This is a genomic window from Marinobacter flavimaris, assembly GCF_045057155.1.
GTDB classification, from domain to species: Bacteria; Pseudomonadota; Gammaproteobacteria; order Pseudomonadales; family Oleiphilaceae; genus Marinobacter; species Marinobacter manganoxydans.
Genome location: NZ_CP171359.1, coordinates 312,143 through 330,951 on the forward strand (window position 1 = coordinate 312,143; position 18,809 = coordinate 330,951).

General features: G+C 58.3%; 21 protein-coding genes. 11 read left to right on the forward strand and 10 right to left on the reverse strand.

Annotation, left to right across the window (positions count from 1 at the left end; genetic code table 11):
- Positions 1-120: 120 nt before the first annotated feature.
- Positions 121-3,882 carry a DUF1631 family protein gene (locus ACGK9W_RS01630; RefSeq protein WP_338355187.1) on the reverse strand — a complete coding sequence of 1,254 codons (3,762 nt, stop codon included), beginning with the start codon at positions 3,880-3,882 and terminating at the stop codon, positions 121-123.
- 142 nt (positions 3,883-4,024) lie between these two features.
- A complete protein-coding gene (locus ACGK9W_RS01635) occupies positions 4,025-4,996 on the reverse strand; it encodes a ribonuclease Z (RefSeq protein WP_405418866.1) in 972 nt (323 codons plus the stop codon).
- Positions 4,997-5,132: 136 nt separating this feature from the next.
- Between ACGK9W_RS01635 and ACGK9W_RS01640 the strand changes: the two genes are divergently transcribed.
- Positions 5,133-5,978, forward strand: coding sequence for a crotonase/enoyl-CoA hydratase family protein (locus tag ACGK9W_RS01640; RefSeq protein WP_227507898.1), 846 nt, complete (start codon positions 5,133-5,135; stop codon positions 5,976-5,978).
- Between the two features lie 30 nt (positions 5,979-6,008).
- Positions 6,009-6,599: a CPBP family intramembrane glutamic endopeptidase gene (locus ACGK9W_RS01645; protein ID WP_104270213.1), complete on the forward strand. Its 591-nt coding sequence runs from the start codon at positions 6,009-6,011 to the stop codon at positions 6,597-6,599.
- On the opposite strand, the gene ACGK9W_RS01650 is transcribed toward ACGK9W_RS01645, so the two are convergent.
- Genes ACGK9W_RS01650 through ACGK9W_RS01660 form a run of 3 tightly spaced genes read right to left on the reverse strand, consistent with a single transcriptional unit; the run spans position 6,590 to position 8,303 of the window.
- On the reverse strand, positions 6,590-7,009 hold the full coding sequence (locus tag ACGK9W_RS01650) for a DUF2721 domain-containing protein (protein ID WP_008176008.1): 420 nt from the start codon (positions 7,007-7,009) through the stop codon (positions 6,590-6,592). The genes ACGK9W_RS01645 and ACGK9W_RS01650 overlap by 10 nt on opposite strands.
- 37 nt (positions 7,010-7,046) lie before the next feature.
- Positions 7,047-7,400, reverse strand: a complete 354-nt coding sequence (locus ACGK9W_RS01655; protein ID WP_008176007.1) for a gamma-glutamylcyclotransferase — start codon at positions 7,398-7,400, stop codon at positions 7,047-7,049.
- Between the two features lie 21 nt (positions 7,401-7,421).
- Positions 7,422-8,303: a LysR family transcriptional regulator ArgP gene (locus ACGK9W_RS01660; RefSeq protein ID WP_053114686.1), complete on the reverse strand. Its 882-nt coding sequence runs from the start codon at positions 8,301-8,303 to the stop codon at positions 7,422-7,424.
- Positions 8,304-8,391: 88 nt separating this feature from the next.
- Between ACGK9W_RS01660 and ACGK9W_RS01665 the strand changes: the two genes are divergently transcribed.
- Positions 8,392-8,997: a LysE/ArgO family amino acid transporter gene (locus ACGK9W_RS01665; protein WP_104270215.1), complete on the forward strand. Its 606-nt coding sequence runs from the start codon at positions 8,392-8,394 to the stop codon at positions 8,995-8,997.
- A 99-nt stretch (positions 8,998-9,096) separates the two neighbouring features.
- The gene (locus tag ACGK9W_RS01670) at positions 9,097-9,570 is read left to right on the forward strand and encodes a DUF4442 domain-containing protein (RefSeq protein ID WP_338355185.1); all 474 of its coding nucleotides are present in this window, start codon (positions 9,097-9,099) and stop codon (positions 9,568-9,570) included.
- Between the two features lie 20 nt (positions 9,571-9,590).
- Here the strand turns inward: ACGK9W_RS01670 and ACGK9W_RS01675 are convergent, their stop codons facing one another.
- Positions 9,591-10,091, reverse strand: a complete 501-nt coding sequence (locus ACGK9W_RS01675; protein ID WP_008176003.1) for a C40 family peptidase — start codon at positions 10,089-10,091, stop codon at positions 9,591-9,593.
- 174 nt (positions 10,092-10,265) lie between these two features.
- Between ACGK9W_RS01675 and ACGK9W_RS01680 the strand changes: the two genes are divergently transcribed.
- Positions 10,266-11,294, forward strand: coding sequence for an Acg family FMN-binding oxidoreductase (locus ACGK9W_RS01680; protein ID WP_405418869.1), 1,029 nt, complete (start codon positions 10,266-10,268; stop codon positions 11,292-11,294).
- Positions 11,295-11,308: 14 nt separating this feature from the next.
- Here ACGK9W_RS01680 and ACGK9W_RS01685 read toward each other — a convergent pair whose 3' ends face one another.
- From ACGK9W_RS01685 to ACGK9W_RS01695, 3 genes are all read right to left on the reverse strand, one after another.
- A complete protein-coding gene (locus tag ACGK9W_RS01685) occupies positions 11,309-11,689 on the reverse strand; it encodes a ribbon-helix-helix domain-containing protein (RefSeq protein WP_062785432.1) in 381 nt (126 codons plus the stop codon).
- Between the two features lie 50 nt (positions 11,690-11,739).
- Positions 11,740-12,309, reverse strand: coding sequence for a DJ-1/PfpI family protein (locus tag ACGK9W_RS01690; protein WP_008176000.1), 570 nt, complete (start codon positions 12,307-12,309; stop codon positions 11,740-11,742).
- Positions 12,310-12,395: 86 nt separating this feature from the next.
- Positions 12,396-13,064 carry an SOS response-associated peptidase gene (locus tag ACGK9W_RS01695; RefSeq protein WP_008175999.1) on the reverse strand — a complete coding sequence of 223 codons (669 nt, stop codon included), beginning with the start codon at positions 13,062-13,064 and terminating at the stop codon, positions 12,396-12,398.
- A gap of 72 nt (positions 13,065-13,136) precedes the next feature.
- On the opposite strand from ACGK9W_RS01695, the gene arfB reads away from it, so the two are divergent.
- Positions 13,137-13,550 (forward strand): alternative ribosome rescue aminoacyl-tRNA hydrolase ArfB, encoded by a 414-nt coding sequence (arfB, locus tag ACGK9W_RS01700; protein ID WP_008175998.1) that lies wholly within the window; start codon positions 13,137-13,139, stop codon positions 13,548-13,550.
- Here arfB and ACGK9W_RS01705 read toward each other — a convergent pair.
- Positions 13,547-14,617, reverse strand: coding sequence for an alpha/beta hydrolase (locus tag ACGK9W_RS01705; RefSeq protein ID WP_338355183.1), 1,071 nt, complete (start codon positions 14,615-14,617; stop codon positions 13,547-13,549). The two genes, arfB and ACGK9W_RS01705, sit on opposite strands and share 4 nt — an antisense overlap.
- A gap of 106 nt (positions 14,618-14,723) precedes the next feature.
- Here ACGK9W_RS01705 and ACGK9W_RS01710 point away from each other — a divergent pair, with 106 nt between their 5' ends.
- The 5 genes from ACGK9W_RS01710 to ACGK9W_RS01730 all read left to right on the forward strand — a co-directional run bounded on the left by ACGK9W_RS01710 (position 14,724) and on the right by ACGK9W_RS01730 (position 18,786).
- Positions 14,724-15,050 carry a DUF2007 domain-containing protein gene (locus tag ACGK9W_RS01710; RefSeq protein WP_264622635.1) on the forward strand — a complete coding sequence of 109 codons (327 nt, stop codon included), beginning with the start codon at positions 14,724-14,726 and terminating at the stop codon, positions 15,048-15,050.
- 66 nt (positions 15,051-15,116) lie between these two features.
- Positions 15,117-15,809: an SDR family oxidoreductase gene (locus tag ACGK9W_RS01715; RefSeq protein WP_008175995.1), complete on the forward strand. Its 693-nt coding sequence runs from the start codon at positions 15,117-15,119 to the stop codon at positions 15,807-15,809.
- A gap of 30 nt (positions 15,810-15,839) precedes the next feature.
- Positions 15,840-16,598, forward strand: a complete 759-nt coding sequence (locus ACGK9W_RS01720) for an SDR family oxidoreductase (RefSeq protein WP_008175994.1) — start codon at positions 15,840-15,842, stop codon at positions 16,596-16,598.
- Between the two features lie 4 nt (positions 16,599-16,602).
- Complete coding sequence (gene thpR / locus ACGK9W_RS01725) at positions 16,603-17,145, forward strand: RNA 2',3'-cyclic phosphodiesterase (RefSeq protein WP_405418874.1); 543 nt, start codon at positions 16,603-16,605, stop codon at positions 17,143-17,145.
- 72 nt (positions 17,146-17,217) lie between these two features.
- Positions 17,218-18,786, forward strand: coding sequence for a bifunctional GNAT family N-acetyltransferase/carbon-nitrogen hydrolase family protein (locus tag ACGK9W_RS01730; RefSeq protein ID WP_108019437.1), 1,569 nt, complete (start codon positions 17,218-17,220; stop codon positions 18,784-18,786).
- The last annotated feature ends 23 nt before the right edge of the window (positions 18,787-18,809 follow it).

Consider the following 18,809-nt stretch of genomic DNA (forward strand, 5'->3'; position numbering starts at 1 on the left):
ACTGGCGTGATCAAAAACAGGACGTGCTACTTATTACAGCTGAGCGGTCTTATTGATGAAATGCTTTGCTAAATCTTTCCAACGAGGCCCACTGTACTCCTGCCAGGGGGAAAAGCAAAGCTATTTCTTGTAGGCATAAACCGGGGTAGTGGAATTCACGGTTCCAAGGCTGTCCAGCCTGCGCGGCTTGGCAATGGCGAAGCCCTGGGCGTAGTCCACCTGGATCTCTTTCAGGGTGTCCATGATTTCCATGTCTTCCACATATTCGGCGATGGTCTGAAGATCCAGAAAATGACAGAGCTCGTTGATCGACCTCACCATGGCGTAGTTCGTGAGGTTGGTCGCCATGTCCTTTACAAATATGCCGTCAATTTTCACGAAGTCCACTGGCAGTTTCTGGAGGTACGCATAGGAAGACAGGCCGGTGCCGAAATCATCCAGTGCGAACCGGCAGTTCAGCCGCTTCATCTCGCGCATGAAATCCGAGGCAAAATGGAGGTTGGCGACGGCAGAGGTCTCGGTTACTTCAAAGCAGAGCTTGTGGGCCAGCTCCGGATTCGCCCTGAGATTGGATTCCAGGCCGAGCATGAAGCTGTCATCGCTCAACGACGAGCCTGACAGGTTAACGTTCAGAGTGGCAATCCTGGCGAGCGCCTCGGGATTATTACGCATCCATGTCAGCACCTCGGAAATGACCCACAAATCAACCCGCGTACTGCGTTTGAATTGTTCGGCCGCCTCGATATAGCCCTGGGGCGAGATCTCCTTACCAGCACTGTCTTTCAGGCCGAGCAAGAGTTCATACATCGTGCCTTCGCCGTCTTCCGGTTCAAGGGCAACGATGGGCTGGGCCCGAAGGTAGAGGCTGCCATCACGGATGGTCCGGTCTATTTCGGTGACCCATTGGGGGGTGCCGAGCCGGGACTGGTCCCGGTTTTCCCTGGCCAGTTCAATCCGGTTCCCGCCCAGCTTCTTGGCTGCTTTAAGCGAGAGGCTCGCAAGATTGAGAAGGTCGCCAGGTGACTGTCCCGCCCCGGTTACCGGCCGGATACTGATGCTGACGGTTGCCCGATATTCCGCCTGCCCATGCCGGAACACATGTTGCTCGAAGTTGCGCCGCAGGGACTCTGCAAAATCCAGGCAGTCTTCTGTACTGATGTTATTGATGAGCACCGCAAACTCATTGCCGCTGATCCGGCCAACGTGGGACTCCGCGAATCGGGATTCGCTCTGCTTACGGAGTGTGTCGGCGACATGCCTCAACAGGGCGTCGCCGGCGTCCGCGCCATAGGAGGCGTTGATGACACTGAACTCGTCTATATCCAGAACCATCAGGGCGGCGGCATGGTCTTCAGCAGATGACGGCAGGATGCTGATCAGCTGAGAAACCTGTTTCTCGAAGTCATGGCGGTGCATACACCCCGTCAGGGCATCGTGGGTTGCCTGAAAATTGAGCTTCCGGTAAACATCTTCAACGATGCTGAACAGGCTTTGGTCGAGGAATGGGACGTCTCCGCTCTCAACCAGCCAGGCTTCGCCTTCAGCGAGTTTCTGCACAAACTCGGGAAATCCGTAACTGACCTCGCTCATGCCTTTGGGCGAAAGAAAAACAAACCTGAGTGAATCCTCGCTGCCCCACACCAGCCGCAACCGGCGGGTCTCGCCGGTATCCAGACGAACCTCAACCCAGTCGCCTACGGAAATCTCCTTTGCCCTTGAGGCCCAACGACTGTCTTCAAGCTCCGGTGGCAGCGGGGCTGGCGCTTCATCGGCGTCACCGTACTCATCAACCCATGTGGTTTCTGCTTCCCCGTTGCCCTCGAGAATTCCGGATAGCTCGTCAATAACCGGCCTTACGCGCGAGACTTCCCCGGCGGTTTTCAGCTCCCGCTCGATGAACTGCAGCATGACGCTGCTCTCCAGCTCCCGTTCAAATGCCAGCTCTTCGGAGGTGTCGGCAGGCGAAAGCCAGGCCTGGAGCTGTGCAACCACATCAAACAGTTCCTCACAATGCCGGCTTTCCGGACCTTCTCTCAGCATGGTCAGGACGATCAACTGCTCCCAGCCCGCCTGAAGAATGCGGATCAGAATCTTCGGAACCTGTCTGTTGCTCAAGAGCGAGTTCAGCCTCTGCCTTGCCTCCTTGCGGGTAAGGCGCAGGCGCTCCTTGCCCTCCAGGGTTTTTGCCAGCCGTTCCGAGTTGCGGAGAAACGATTGGTCCTGACGCTCGACAAGCTGTTTCAGGCGTTCACCCAGGCTTCCCATCAGGTCCGGATCCGATACCTCGATCTCTGTCAGCTCCTCGACGATATCGGCAACCGTTGCTTCCAGCTTCTTGCTTGAGGCTCTCTCGGCAAGACAGATGTGCATCAGGTTATTGATGATATCCCGGGCCGGGTGGTCGCCGGCATTCAGAAAATCCGGTGTTTCAACCAGCGTTTCGAATACGGGTAGTCGAAGCTTTTGCAGTTGGTGGCGAAGCGAGCCCGAGAGTTCATCGTGGGTTTTCAGAGGCTCGAACAGTCGGTCCACCAGATTGGCCTTCTCAACGGCCGTGTGATCCAGTGAGCTGGCCAGGTCGGAGTCCGAGTTGGCCAGTTCCCGAAGCAGTCCCGCCATATCGGGCTCGTCGCCGTGCAACCGGTCCAGCAGTTCCCGGCGCCGGGAGCGGAGGTTTTCCGAAAGCCTTGGATTGGGCTCCTCCCAGTCTGAAACTTCAGACGAGGGGTTTGACTCCAGTGCCATCAATTGAAAAAGGGAACGACCGACCGAAGGCGACCCGGACGCCTCGTGCCTGGCGTGATTGGTTTCCGGAGTTTCTTCGGATGAGTCTTCTGTGGCTGTCGTTGCTGAACCCGAGTCGTCCGTTGCGTGCTCCCGGTCGCGGAGTGACCAGTTTGCGGGTAGCTCGGTGATATCTATGGCCTCAAGGCCAGCTCGTCGGCAGTCATTGATCAGGGACCGGATGGCCGCGGGCCAGACCCGGACCAGAGCATTTTCCCAGGCGCGGTAGATGGTCAGGCGGTGCTCCCGCGCAATGCCCAGATGATCGACCATATACTGCAGGCAGACGCACAGGGCCCGGGGCGTCAGAGGATTGTTGTCATCGTTGACGTCCTGTCGGAAAATCTGGTTGAGAAACTGGTTGAGCAGGAAGTTGGCCCCGGTATTTGCTTTGTTTACGCGGGTGGCGATGGCCTGCAGGTCCAGCCAGTCCTCGAACTCGTGCTGTTGCAGCAGGTGCAACTCCTTGTTGCCGGCCCGGGACTCGGCGGCGGGCTCAAGGGTTGCCTGATTGGCCTGGAACTGGGCCTGGAAATCCTGGAGCATTCGTTGCTGGCGACTCTGAAAAATGAAGCGCATGTCCTTGAGCCGGGTAATCTCACGCAGCTCTGCAGCCTCTTCCAGGTCGGCTTCAATGCCCTCGAAGGTGCCTTCCATAAATTCCGGAAGCAACTGTTCCAGAAGCCGACGGCAATGCTGGTGGTAGAGCTGTTTCAGTGAAGGATCCGGAGTCGCGGCTTCGAGCCGATTCGTTCCAGTGTGCTGTAACAAACACTCAATGTCGTTGCTGAGTTCCTCAGTGTTCCCCGCTATGTCCAGCGAAATGCCGCTACTGCGGCCAACCTGGACCGTGCCTCTGTAATGGATATGCTGTTTTTCACGGTCATTATCGAGGAAAACATGAAGATCGGTCTGTGCAGCGGCAGACGATGACAGTTGGTCGAGTACCGCGGGCGACGAAAAGTGCTTCAGGGTGAGGCGCAGCCCTTCTTTACCCAGAGCCACGCTGTCAATGACACAGCCACAGGGAATGAGGCCGGGCGCGACGACAACCGCATCCTTGCTGAGTCTGGAGTGTTTTGCGTTGAGCCGGGTCATTGACCGCCTTCCTGAGCAGTGAAAAATGAATTGTTGTTCAATTTATTGTGGGTTCAGTTTAATTTGAACTTCAGCAAACGCAAAGTGAATCTATAAAAGCGACACATATAAGCTTGGGCGGCTCGTTTAATCCACGCCTGTATTATAGACGCTCGATGGGCTTCAGCATCAGATCCCTGTTGAGCTCATAACAGGCAAAATCCTTTGCCAGATAAAGGTTTCCCCGATAAATGCCTTTGGCTTCGGATTCGATCTCACCAATGTGCGGATAAGCATCCGGATTGAACTGGTAACGGGAACTGAAGTGGGTAAGGACGAGATTGGGAACGCCTGCGGCCTCGGCGAAGCGGGCTACCTGGGCAGCGGAGCTGTGTTGCGGCCAGGGTCCGACCCGGTCGGAGACTTCCTGGGTGTAGGTCGCTTCGTGGATGACCACCTGAACACCCGTGCACGCTGCCAGAAGCAAGTCGGGCTGGTCGTTGTCGCCGGCTACTATAACCTTGCGAGGTTTTCTGGCAATTCGGGTGTAATCATCGCAACGGGCGAGGCGCCCATCTTCCAGTACCACGTCGTCGCCCTGTTGCAGGCGGCCCCAGGCGGGACCGGCCTCAATACCATCCGCTTCGAGCCTGTCCCGGACCAGCTGGCGTTCCAGATTCTTTTCCGTGAACACAAAGGCCCTGCAGGAGACACGATGGGACAGGGGGACTGCAGTTACCGACAGGGAGTCGTCTTCCCAGTAGAAGTTCTCTGCTTCGGAATCGACAAATCTCAATTCATAACTCAGGCTGGAGTCACTATTACCGATGGCGGCCTCTATGAAGGTTTTTACCGGTCTTGGCGCAACCAGGTACAAAGGAGCAGTGCGGCCGAGCATGGAGGCGCTGGTCAGCAGTCCCGGCAGCCCGAACGTATGGTCGCCATGGATGTGGGTGATAAATATTGCCTGCAGCTGCATCACGGAATGATGGGTTCTCAGCAACTGGTGCTGGGTGCCTTCACCGCAGTCAATCAGGTACCAGTGTTTTGGTCCGTCGTGGCTCAGCGCCAGACCGGTTACGTTGCGCGATTTTGTCGGCGTTCCGGCTGACGTGCCGAGGAAGGTGAATTCCATACCAGGCCTTTTCGGGTTAACGTGTCGTCTCTGTCCGCCATAATACGAAGGTAGCAGAATTGACGATACATTAGCCGGGGCGACCGCTAGTGAGCCGGTTAGCGACATTTATGTAAGGAGTGCTGTCTTGTCTGAGTTGTCCAGTTACGAGAGTTTTTCGATTGAGGTTAAAGACCACATCGCCCACGTTCAGTTCAGTCGTCCGGAGGCCCTGAACACCATGAACAAGGCGTTCTGGCTCGAGTTGCCCCGGTGCATGCAGGATATTGAGGCCAACACCGATGCCCGCGTTATCGTCATTTCCTCCACCGGCAAACACTTCTCTGCGGGCATGGATCTGGGTGTATTCAGCGATCCCAAAGCCGTGCCCATGAACGGTGACCCCGGGCGCATGGCGGAAAACCTTCGCAGGGTTGTGCTGCAGTTGCAGGATACTCTCACCTCTCTGGAAAAAATCCGGCTTCCCGTGCTGGCAGCCATCCACGGTGGCTGTATCGGTGGCGCTCTGGATCTGGTGTGTGCCGCCGATAGCCGTTATTGCACGGAAGATGCCTACTTCACCATCAAGGAAACCGAGCTGGGCATGACCGCCGACGTCGGCACGCTCCAGCGCCTGCCCAAACTGATGCCCGAGGGCGTGGTTCGTGAATTGGCCTACACCGGCCGAAAATTCTCCGCCACTGAAGCGCAGAATCTGGGCTTCGTGAACGCCGTTTACGCCGACCAGGAATCCATGCTGGCAGGCGTTATGGCCATTGCCGGCCAGATTGCGGCGAACTCTCCTCTGGCCGTCACTGGCTGCAAGGAAATGCTCAATTACAGTCGCGACCACAGTGTGGAAGACAGCCTCAAGTATATGGCCACCTGGCAGGCCGGCATGTTCCGCCCGACGGACATGATGAAATCGTTCCAGGCCAAAGCCCAGAAGCAGGCGCCAAAATACGATGCGCTGTTTCCAGTGAAGCCCTTGTTCGACCAGTAAATGGCGTTGGGTAAACGACGAAACTCGGGTATGTCCTCCAATGCCGCTCTGTTATTCCAGGGCGCCATTGGCGTTATCGGATTAGTGGCGATACTGCTATTCGGAATTCCGGTGCTGCATGTTGGGCCAGGCCTGTGGCCCAGCATCTTCCTGGGGACGGTTGGAGCCGCTCTTACCTACGCCGCTTTGCTGTTGCTTACGCGGGTGCCCGGCTTGTTCCCGGAAAACCTCGAGCGGCAGATGCAAGGTTTGTATGACTTTGCCTCCAGCTACTCCCCGGCTGTACTCATTCTGCTATCCCTCCTGGCCGGAGTCGGTGAGGAACTGTTATTCCGGGGCGCAATCCAGGGCTGGCTGATCACAAAGACGGACCCTGTAACGGCCGTGCTTGCGGCATCGGTGTTGTTCGGGCTGGTGCACTACGTTTCATTTACCTATTTTCTGGTGGCTACCGGCCTTGGCATGGTTCTGGGGGCGGCCTACCTGTTATCCGAAAGCCTTGCTCTGGTCATGGTCTGGCACGCCCTTTACGACATGATTGCCCTGTTTTGTCTGCTCCGGTTTCCGCGCTGGTTTGGTGTCCGGGTCGTGAATTCCGGCGCAAACAGGCCTCACGAATAGTCGACATCTTCCCGGCCGGCACTCTTGCGGGCCTCAAAGCTGGCCAGCTCGACATTGATGGCATTGGTTGAGATCTGGATTTCGTACAGCGAGTACAGCAGCGAGAAAGACAGCAGTACCAGGCTGGCGCCAAACGCGATCACCCCCGGCAGGTCGGCACCCAGGAAAAGCAGGAACATGGAAACCGTACACAGGAAGAAACTGAGTACGCCGAACGCCTGCATGCGTTTGGTCAGCACAATCCGTTTGCGCAGCATGCCGATCTGTCGGGCAATCAGGGCGTGGTCTTCCTCGGTGTCCATCTGCTTGAGTTGGCGGATCAGCTGCGCCAACACCAGAAACCGGTTGGTGAAGGCCAGCAACAGCAGTGAAATCGCCGGGAAGAGCAGGGCAGGCGTTGTCAGGTCCAATCTGGTGTCCTTATGGTGAAGGTGTGTGGGCTATGGTCTACCAGCTCCCGGAGCGCAGCCGCTGGATCGTTTTAACCGGCCGATTGTAAATGTACACCCAGGCAGACCCGTGGCGAGTGTCCATGGTCTGGCGGATATACAGGCTGCTTTGCGGGCGTTCAGGAAAGAAGTCTTCCAGTTCGTCCAGTGTTTTCAGCATCGTATCGGTAACCGCATAGACTTCCACGCGGACGCCCGGGGAAGGTTCCTCTATGGCACCCGGGTAGGGGCCCAGGTGATACAGGCTCAGTTCGGGCATCCAGTCTGTCCCGACAAAACGGGCGCCTCGCAGAATATGGCTGTTGTTCCGGCCACGTTTCAACGTGCCGTAAACCGCCACAAGGTGCTTCATTCTGATCGTTGCTCCCCCTGTTTACACGTTTGAATTCAACGTGGCCGCAGACCGCAAGGCGTTGGTCAGGCGGTCCATCACGCCGCCGCCATGGCGCCAGAAGTGCCAGTATAGCTGCACTTCCAGGGTTTGTTCAGGCGCGATGCTCACCAGGCGCCCGGCAGATATTTCCGGGCGGGCCTGCATTTCCGGAATCATGCCATACCCCATGCCGGCCAGCGCCAGTTTTACAAAACCTTCCGAGGATGGGCAAAGGTGGTGGGGGAAGGTGCCGTGATAGCCGCACTGGGCCAGGAACCGGTGTTGCAGTTGGTCATTCGGCCCGAAAACAATGGCCGGGGCATTCTTCAGGCTGGTTTCGCTCAGGCCTTTCCCGAAGTATCGGCGCACATAGTCCGGAGTTGCCAGTGGCATGTAGGTCATCGTGCCAATGGGCACGCAGCGGGCACCGGCAACAGGCTGGGGGCTGCTGCACAGGCAGGCAGCCACATCCCCTTCCCTCATCCTGCGAAGGCCAATGTCCTGGTCCTCGACCACAAGATCCAGCAGCAGGGTCTCCTCCGCACAGAAGTTGCCTACCGCGGCCGCCCACCAGGTGGCCAGGCTGTCGGCATTCAGCGCGATGCGCAGTCTTGCTGTGGGTTCCGAGAGTGCCGGGATGGACTTGGTCAGGTCGCGCTCCAGCAATTGCACCTGCTGAACGTGGTTGAGCAGACGCTGTCCGGCCGGTGTAGCCTTGAGTGCCGGGCTTCGCACCAGAACCGGTTGTCCGAGCCGGATTTCAAGGGTGCGAATTCGCTGCGAAATGGCCGACTGGCTCAGCCCGAGCGCCAGGCCGGCACGTTCGAATCCTCCGCACTCAATGACCGTCGCCAGGGCTTCAAGCAATTTGTAGTCAATCATAAGTAAAACTGATGCAGCATTATGAGTATGAATTTCAAGTATAGCTGGGAAGCGGTAACCTTGCGCCATTCATTAAGGAGAGATTCACGTGCTTGAGAGTTACCTGACCGGTCTGATTGTGTGTGGCGGCATTATCGTGGCGATTGGTGCGCAGAACGCCTACCTGCTGAGCCAGGCAATACGCCGGGAACATCATTGGTGGTCAGCCGGGTTGTGCATAGTGGCCGATATCACCCTGTTTACCCTGGGCATGTTCGGCATCAGTGCTGCCCTGATGGCCATGCCAGAGGCCCTGGAGATTCTCCGGTGGCTGGGTGTGGCCTTCCTTGGCTGGCTTGCGATTCAGTCCTTCGTTCGCGCCAGCCGCGGCAGAGCGGTTCTTGAAGCGGGTGAGGTAACCAAACGAAGCCTCAAAGCCGTGGTGTTCACGACCCTGGCAGTCACTCTGCTCAACCCTCAGGTTTATCTGGATACGCTGCTGTTGATTCCTGCCATCGGAGCCCAGCAAGAGGACGCGACCACCTTTGTGGCCGGTGCGAGCAGTGCCTCGATTCTCTGGTTCGGCCTGCTTGCCTGGGGCGGCTCGGCGCTGGCGTCCATTCTCTCCCGGCCGCTGGCCTGGCGGATTATTGATGGTGTCATTGGAATCATGATGGCCGCTATCGCCCTGCATCTCACGTTCAGTGGTCTTTAATATTCAAACGATCGTATGAATTTCTTGCATCGGCGCGCGTCGGGTTGGAAGATAGCGTGCTACTGAATTTGCAGTCATTTATACCATCGAGGATGTTTGATGAACGCCACTCTACGTCGCTGGCTTGCCAGTGCCGGGGCCATGCGCCGTGTTCTTTCCACGTTTGCTCCCTATATCGGTGCTGGAATCCGGGTGACCCACATTGCTGAGGATTTCAGCTCGGCCCGGGTGGAGATGGGCCAGCACTGGTACAACACCAATTACGTGGGCACGCACTTTGGCGGTTCGCTCTACAGCATGGTTGATCCCATGTACATGCTGCTGCTGATGCGACGGCTGGGCAATGAATACATCGTGTGGGATAAATCGGCGAGTATTGATTTTATCCGTCCCGGCAAGGGCAAGGTGATGGCACGCTTTGAATTGACCGATGAGCGTGTTGAAGAGATCCGCGCCGCAACGGCAAACGGAGACAAAATGCTGCCAGAGTGGGACGTGGATATTGTTGATGAATCCGGTGAGCTCGTCGCGCGCGTCCTCAAAGTACTCTATGTGCGCCGGAAAAAGCGTTGAAGCGGGCTATTCAGCTTGGCTCAGTCAAAGCGTCTCGCTTCGGTCAGGCGGCCTTTCCAGTAGTAGCCGCTGATCGAGGACTGGATTACGCCGGCCGATGTTGATGCGTGGATAAAGCGGTCCCCGCCCATATAGATACCGGCGTGTTGTTCCTTTCCGCCAATCCGGAAGAACACCACATCGCCCGGTCGAATCTCGCCGGGATGAACCACGTCACCACTGGCAAGCATTTGGGTCGTTGTCCTGGGCAATTGTTTGCCCAGACCTTCCTGGTAGGCGGTAAGAATGAATCCTGAGCAATCGAAGCCATTGCCGGAGGTGCCACCGTATTCATAGGGGGTGCCCCGGTAACGCTCGAACACCTGCCAGAGTTTTTGGGCCTTTTCCGAACTGGATGCCTCGACAGGAACGGTCTGTAGTCCAGGCGTAGAACCCGGCTGCAGCTTTCCGCTACTGGCGCAACCGCCGAGCGCAAGCGCCACGAATGCCAGAAATAAGATGTTTCTGAAGGAATAACGCATCTCAGACCCTGTGCAAGTTTTCACTGTCTTCACTTTAATTGTCGCGCCCGGGAATGTCAGGTTACGGAGCGTGAGATTTTGTTGATGCGGCTCCACTAAGTCGCCGGGCATCACCGGCTATCTTTTCCTTTCACGCAGGAATAGTCTGTCACGAGACCATTCGGGAGAGCTGCAATGAGCGAAGGAACACGCAACACCCCCATACCGCGAGACACCCTGGCGGCCATCCTCGAGAGCGCAACATTGGCGCCATCAAGCCACAACACCCAGCCCTGGCGATTTGAACTCGGCGAAACCGGGATTTCCCTGTTTGCGGACCGGTTACGGGCATTGCCGGTCAACGACCCCGACGACCGGGAACTGACCATCAGCTGCGGGTGTGCCCTGTTTAATCTTCGGATTGCCGCCGCTCATGCAGGATTCAATACCGAATGCCAGCTTTTGCCGGACCCGGGCGACGAGGATCTGCTGGCGACCGTCTCGTTCACACCGGTATCCGGGGAGGAGGGCCGTCAAACGGAACTGTTCCGGGCGATTGCCAGGCGACGCACCTATCGCAAGCGGTTTGAGTCAAAGCAGGTGCCTTCCGAGGTGCTGGGCATCCTTGAAGAGTCGGCGGAGACCGAAGGAGCATGGTTCCAGGTTCTGGAATCGGAGCATGCGCGTCATCAGGTGGCCGAGCTGGTGGCGGAGGGCGACGCTGCGCAGTGGTCCAACCCGAGCTGGCGACGGGAGCTGGCTGCCTGGATGCATCCCCGCCGCAAGGGAGACGGTTTGACGGTTCCCGGCATGGTTGCGCCCGTGGCCCAATTGGTGGTGCGCACATTTGATATGGACAACGGCGTTGGCGCCAAGGACCGTCAACTGGCGGATGAATCACCCGTGATTGCTGCGTTGGGAACGGCCGGGGATGGCGTAGAAGACTGGCTGAAGGCCGGGCAGGCGCTGGAGCGGGTTTTGCTCCGGTCCCTGGGGCAGGGGCTGCAGGCTTCCTATCTGAACCAGCCAATTCAGGTCGCCGTGCTTCGCCCGAAACTCCAGCACCTCCTTGGGCGTTCGGGTTTCCCGCAGATTCTGCTCAGGTTGGGTTACCCGGCGACAGATTTGCCGGCGGCACCGAGGCGGAATCTTCAGGAGGTTGTAGAAACCTCAGACACCCGGGATATCAAGGCAAAACAGGCGGGTCAGGGACGCCAGCGCTGACTGGCCTCCTCTGATCAGTGCCTGGCCTTGGTTACCACCTCCGGTGTTGCCGGCTCACCGGATTTGCTGGCAAGAATGCGGTCTGCATCCAGCGAGGCAATCGGAACCCGGGTATCCCGGGGAACGTCGCCGGTCAGCTGGAGCTCCAGATAGCGGAGCGCACACACCCGAAGGAAGGACGTGAAGTTACCGAGGTCGTGGCCGGCATCAATGGATTCGTGGTAAAGCCGGGTGATCATCTGGGGCAGGTTCATGCCATCCCGTTCGGCCAGCTCGGCCAGTACCTGCCAGAAGGCGTTTTCCATTCGCACACTGGTCACCATGCCATCGATTCGCAGGGAGTGGGTCCGGCTGACCCAAAGCTCCGGATCGGCGTTGATAAAGAGCTTGCACATGCGGGCCTCCCTGAGAGCGTGGCGGGGCCGGAGGGCCGGCCCCGTTTGCATTACTGATCCAGCAGCTTGAAAAACTGCGCCAGCCAGGCCGGATGAGCGGGCCACGCAGGCGCTGTTACCAGATTAGCATCGGTGACCGCCTGATCAACCTCGATACCGGCGAACGTGCCGCCGGCCAGTTCCACCTCCGGCTGGCAGGCAGGATAGGCCGAGCATTTGCGCCCCTCCAGAACCCCGGCTGCGGCCAACAGCTGGGCACCATGGCAAATCGCTGCCACTGGCTTGTCAGTCTCGAAAAAATGGCGAACCAGATTCTGTACATCCTTGTTAAGCCGCAGGTACTCAGGAGCGCGACCGCCGGGCACCACCAATGCGTCGTAGTTCGCGGGGTCCAGCCCGTCAAAATCCGCGTTCAGGGCGAACCGGTGCCCCGGTTTTTCGGTGTAGGTCTGGTCACCCTCGAAATCATGGATGGCGGTGGCAACCGTGTCGCCGGCTTTCTTGTCGGGGCAGACAGCGTGAACCGTGTGCCCGACGGCCTGCAGTGCCTGGAACGGCACCATGGTTTCGTAATCTTCGGTGAAGTCACCGGTAATCATCAGAATCTTCTTCCCGCTCATGGCTGTCTCCTTGTGATTGTCGTGCCAAGTCTGGAAACAGTATCAGCGTCGGTGAAGAAGCGGGTATTAGAGGATTACTACAGGCCTCAGGCTTCCCGGATCAGGTCCGGCGAGTTATGCCTCGGATTATTCACCTCCGGCGAAACGGGAATGGCTTTCAGCTGTTCAGGATCCAGGCGATGGGTCACTGCTCGCAATTGTGTCCGGTCGGTGATTTCCGGATTCAGCCAGTCCCTCAGGCAGGCCGGATCAAGCACCACGGGCTGACGTTCATGGATATGCTTCAGGTGTTCGCTGGCCGGTTCGGTGATGATGGCGCAGGCGGTGGTCTCGTCGCCTTCTCTCGGGGTCCAGAGGCCGGCGAAGAAAATCGCCGGATACTTCCCGGAATTCGCTGGCGTTATGTAGTGAGGTTCTTTCCCATGTTCCGTTTGTTGCCATTCGTACCAGCCATTGGCCGGTATCAGGCAACGGTGATGGGCAAAGGCGTCCCGGAAGTATTTTGATGTGGCTGCTGTTTCTGCACGGGCATTGATCGGAGCCGGCGCTTTCTGATCCGCCCAGGCCGGCCGGAAGCCCCAGTGGGAGTGAGCCATGATCAGGCTGCCGTTCATGCTCATCCGGATCATGGGAATACCTGTGCCGGGAGGGATGTTGTAGCCGGGGTCAAAATGCCCGTCCACCTCCATGCCCTCGGGAAAAAACTCGAGGATCAGGGTGTCCGGTGGGGTATAGAAGGTGAATCGTCCGCACATGATAACTGGTTGTTCCTCGCACAAATCCCGGTGCTGAAAGCCCACGGTTCTGGATTCTGTTAACCTTAGCAGATGCTGAAACTATCCAACGCTGTTGAACTTGCTGACTGGGAAATCGAAATCACCCAGATCCGGGCCCAGGGTGCCGGCGGCCAGAACGTGAATAAAGTCGCCTCCGCGGTGCACCTGCGCTTCGATATTCCCCACTCCTCTCTGCCACCGTTCTACAAGGAGCGGCTGATGTCGCTCAATGATCAGCGAATCAGCAAAGAAGGTGTGCTGATCATCAAGGCGCAATCTTTCCGAACCCTGGAGTTGAACAAGGAAGATGCGCTGGAGCGGCTGAAAGAGCTGATCCAGGAGGCCGTCAAACCCCGCAAGGCCCGACGTCCCACCAAACCGACCCGATCCTCACAGCGCAAGCGTGTGGACAAGAAAACCAAAAAAGGTAAAACCAAGGCCCTGCGGGGCAAGGTCCAGGTTTAGGCCGAAGCCTGTTCGCTACCCCGGGACTCCAGCTGCTCCAGGAAAGCCCTGATGTCATCGAAAGCCTCCTCCGCTTCCGGAAGTAAGGGCACGAAGATCTGCCATACGTGCACCATTCCCGGCCAGGTATGAAGGGTAACCGGAGAACCTGCTGCTTCTGCCCGCGCGGCGTAACGCCGGGCGTTGTCCAGCAGCATCTCGGTGTCGCTGGCCTGTATCAGCGTTGGGGGCAGGTCCTTCAGATTCCCGCGTAATGGTGAGGCGACAGGGCTGGTCGGGGAGACCCGGAATGCCGCCAGTGTGGCCCACCAGATGACCGGCAGTGGGATTTTCGACAGGCCACCAAACACAGGCCCGAGCAGTGGATCGGTACCGATGTTGTTGCGGTTGCTCGGCGCGGTCAGGGTCAGATCGGTGGATGGTGAGAAAGCGATGGCGGCGTCCGCCTGGCGCAGGCCATTGTCCCGAATCCAGGCAATCAATCCCAGAGTGTGACTGCCCCCGGCAGAATCCCCGGCGACCACCATGAAATCTACCGGCTCGGCACCGTCGGGCCCGTGTTTCAGCAGCCATTTATAAGCCTCGCGACAATCCCGGACACCGTCCATAAACCGGTTCTCCGGCATTAAACGGTAGTCCAGTGCGAACACTGCGGCTCTGGTTATCTGCGATAAACGGTCGGTAATGGCCCGATGGCTTCTGGGGCTGCCAGCGGCCCAGGCGCCACCATGAATGTACAGGATGCGGCGGCTGGTATCACATCCCGGGGCGAGAACCCATTCGCCACGGGGTGACTCGCAATGGCGCAGCTCCGAGGCCAGTTCAATGCCTTCACTCAGCCCGTCCATGTGTTTTCGGAGCGCCATCAGCCGCGCCTTACCGCGCAGGCCTTTTGAAGATTGCCCAAGCTCGCGGATGCGTCCCAGCACCTCCCGGTTGGCTTCGCTTGGTGTTGCGTCTTTGATCGGGTAATCATCCCGGTCCAGATGAGACAGATCCTCAAGCCGGAACAGAAGCAGGGTTGCGGCAACGATGAACACGATGATGGCGAGAATAATCCAGAGCATGGTCGATCCGTATGTTATTGGCCCCACCGGGCAGGTCGAACTATCCTTCAAATGATACTCGCAGATTTGTCCCGGTTCTGCCCGGAACGGTCACAGAAGGAGTCGCGTGTTGCAAATAGCCTATCGGGCCAGAGACATAACCGAAGCCCACATTGTGGCTGGTCTGTTGGAAGCCAACGGTATTGAGGCCCATGTCGGAGGTCATTACCTTCAGGGTGCCATGGGTGATATTGGTGCCGCGGGCTTCAGCAACGTGCATGTCGATGATGAGGATCTCTACCGGGCGCGGCAACTGGTGTTCGAGTATGAGCAGACGTCCGGCAGCAGTCTCAGCCGGGCTGCCAGCGACCAAGAGGACCGCCCCGACCACTACGCCCGCTGGTTTCTGTTGGCCCTGGCCATCGTCGCTCTCATCCTGCTGCAGATCTACTGACTGATCGGTCTGGGGTCACCGGGCGTAGCCCTACCCACACTTCCCAAGCAACAGGAGAAAAAGCTTATGGCAGATCAACCTGTAATGCTGATTACCGGCGCGTCGTCAGGCATCGGCGCGGAAACAGCGCGAGCGGCCGCGAAACAGGGCTATCGGCTGGTTCTGGCCGCGCGATCTGAAGACAAACTGAAAGGCCTACAGCAGGAGCTGGGTGGCGAGGAAACGGTGTTGACGGTCCAGTGCGACGTCCAGAGCGGTGATGACCAGAAAAACATGGTCGACCAGGCCCTGAAAACCTTTGGCCGCATTGATGCGGTGTTTGCCAACGCCGGCCGCGGTGGTGAGCCGGGCGGATTCAGCGGCGCTGACCCGGACGTGTGGAAGGATATGATCCTCACCAATATCTACGGTGTGGGCCTGACCCTACAGCATTGCATGCCGGCGCTCAAAGAGAGCAAGGGCCACTTGCTGTTAACCGGCTCTGCGGCAGGCCGTGCCACCATTCCCGGTTCCATGTACAGTGCGACCAAGTGGGCGGTAACCGCCATTGGCTATGGTGTTCGTGAGGAGCTCCGTGGCTCCGGTATCCGCGTTACCCTGATCGAACCGGGCATGGTGGACACGCCCTTCTTTGATGAACGTCCTGGTCATGCGTTGAAGCCGGAGGACATTGCCAATGCGGTCATGTATGCCGTGGCTCAGCCGGCACATGTCGATGTAAATGAAATTCTTGTCCGGCCCACGCCCAAGGTTGAGTAACCGGTAGGGGCGGTCGTAACGGAGGTTGTTTTGAGTCAAACCGATCGCGTCGCATTGGTGACCGGCGGCGCCAAAGGCATTGGCCGGGGCATTGTGCTTCACCTGGCCGCTGCTGGCTGGAAGGTGGCGTTCTGTGACACCGACAGTGCTGTCGGTGAGCGGTTGGCCGCCGGTGCAGATCATGCACTGCACTTTCTGCCCGGCGATGTGGCTTCGGAAACCGATGTGGAGCGCATCGTTACCGAAGCCCTTCGCTGGAGTGGCCGTCTGGACGCCGTTATCAATAATGCCGGAATCGCCAACCCCGAGACGGGGCCGATTGAAGAACTGAGCCTGGATCAGTGGCAGCGCCGGCTGGACGTGAACCTGACCGGGCCGTTCCTGGTCACCAAGCATGCGGTGCCGCACCTTCGAAAAACGAAAGGCGCTATCGTTAACATGGCCTCCACAAGGGCGCTTCAGTCCGAGCCGGACACCGAGGCGTACGCCGCTACCAAAGGCGGTATTGTGGCACTTACTCATGCGCTGGCGGTGAGCCTGGGGCCGGATATCCGTGTGAACTGCATCAGTCCCGGCTGGGTCGATACCCGGGCCTGGCAGGGCGGCGCAGAGCCGGTTGAACCGCTTTCCGAAAACGACCACCTGCAGCACCCGGCGGGCAGGGTAGGGCAACCTGGGGATATTGCCTCCTTGGCGGCCTACCTCATTTCGCCTGAGGCCTCGTTTATCACTGGCCAGAATTTTGTGGCCGATGGCGGCATGGTGCGCAAGATGATCTACGAGGAATAGAGCGTTGCCACGGCTTTTTTTCGGGCTGGAGCTTCCGGCTGAAATCAAGGCCCGGTTGTTGAAGGTCAGATCACCGGTGACAGGCGCCAGATGGCAGAGTGCTGAGCAATTGCACATCACCCTCCTGTTTCTGGGGAAGGTGAGCGGGGAAGGTCTCAAAGCCGTAGCCAGTTCAGCCCGTGAGATAGATTCGGAATCCTTCCCGCTCGAGGTTGCCGGCGTTGGTTGTTTCGGCCAGCCCGAAAGGCCGAAGAATCTATGGGCCGGTGTTCAGCCGGCGGCACCGGTGGCTGCGCTGCACCAGACTCTCGGGCGGCGACTGGAGAGTCTGGGCTTTGTGGCTGAACGTCGGGCATTTCGCCCGCACATTACGCTGGCCCGTTTCAAACGCCAGCCGGGTTCTGTTGAACCGTTGTTGGTTGAATATGGTGACAATGGATTTGGCCAGTTCCAGGTTACTGAATTTGTGCTTTTCGAAAGCAAACCTGGCCCGGCCGGTTCCGTGTATTCAGTGGTCGATCGCTTCTCCCTGCGCAACGCCGGATAGCCGATTTGTCTTGACGAATCCCTGTCGTCCCACCAAAGATGAGGGGAAATCAACGCCTTTCCTGAGGTGTCTATGTGCCCCCCGTTTTCCGATCCTGATCAGCGTCTGTACGTCCGCAATGCCACGCTTGCAGATATCCCAGGCATCATCCAGCTCAGTCGCCGGGTTTATGAAGGCACGGGCATGTACGGCTATACCAAGGGGCCGTTGACCGGGCAGATCAATACCTTTCCCGACGGCCAGTTTGTTGCCATGCTCGGAGACACCGTAGTCGGCTACTGCGCCACGTTTCGGATTGCGGAAGAGATCGCACTCGCTGCCCACGACTGGACCTCCATCACCGGTAACGGTTATGCCTCGCGGCATGACCCGGAGGGGGACTGGTTGTACGGGATGGAAGTCTGTGTTGATCCGGAATGCCGGGGTTACCGCATTGGGGAGCGGCTCTACAACGAGCGCAAGCAGTTATGCCAGGCCCTGAACCTGCAGGGAGTGGTGTTTGCCGGCCGTTTGCCGAGCCTGCGCCAGCGGCTGAAGAAGTTCACGAGCGTCGAGGAATATGTGGAGGCCATTCGAAGCAAGGAACAGAAGGATCCGGTGCTTTCCTTCCAGCTTCATCAGGGCTTCGAAGTGCACGGAATTATTCCGCATTATCTCGATGCCGACCACGATTCCATGGGCTATGGTATTCATCTGGTCTGGCGTAACCCGAAAGTACCCCAGTCGGAGAACAACGGCCGTCGGAAGCGCTACGGTCAACGAATGCGCGATACCGTGCGCATAGGCACGGTTCAGTACCAGCAACGCCCGGTGGGATCGTTCGACGAATTCAGCGAGATTGTCCGCTATTTTGTCGATGTTGTTTCCACCTACAAGGGCGACTTTGTGGTGTTCCCCGAGCTGTTCACCCTGCAACTGCTTTCCATCGAAGCCCGCAAGGGCAGCCCCGCCGAGACCTTTGCCGCAGTCACCCATTACGCAGAGCGTTATCGTGAACTGATGCGGGATCTGGCTCTGCGCCACAACATCAATATTGTCGCCGGCTCAACGCCAGTCCGTGAGGAAGACGGCACCATCCGGAACATGGCGTATGTGTTTCTCAGGGATGGCCAGGTGTTCAGCCAGCCCAAGATCCATCCGACGCCCAACGAGGCGTTCTGGTGGAACGTTCAGGGCGGCAACCGGGTCAGCGCCATCGAGACGGACTGCGGCACCATCGGTGTGCTGATCTGCTACGACGCGGAGTTCCCGGAATTGACCCGCCACCTGGTGGACCAGGGGGTGCATATCATCTTTGTGCCTTTCTGTACCGATGAGCGGCAGAGCTACCTGCGGGTTCGCTATTGTTGCCAGGCCAGAGCTGTGGAGAATCAGGTTTACGTGGTGATGTCCGGCAACGTCGGCAACCTGCCGAACGTACCGAATATGGAAATCCAGTACGGCCAGAGCTGCATCCTGACGCCCTGCGACTTTCCCTTCGCCCGGGATGGCATCGCCGCTGACACCGAGCCCAACGTGGAGACGGTTGCCTTTGCGGATCTGCGCCCGGAAGTACTGATCACTGCCCGCAACAGTGGTACCGTTAAAAACCTTCAGGACCGCCGGCACGATCTGTACAGCGTGACCTGGCGTGGTGAGTAAACCGAGCCGACAGGAGCGTCGTT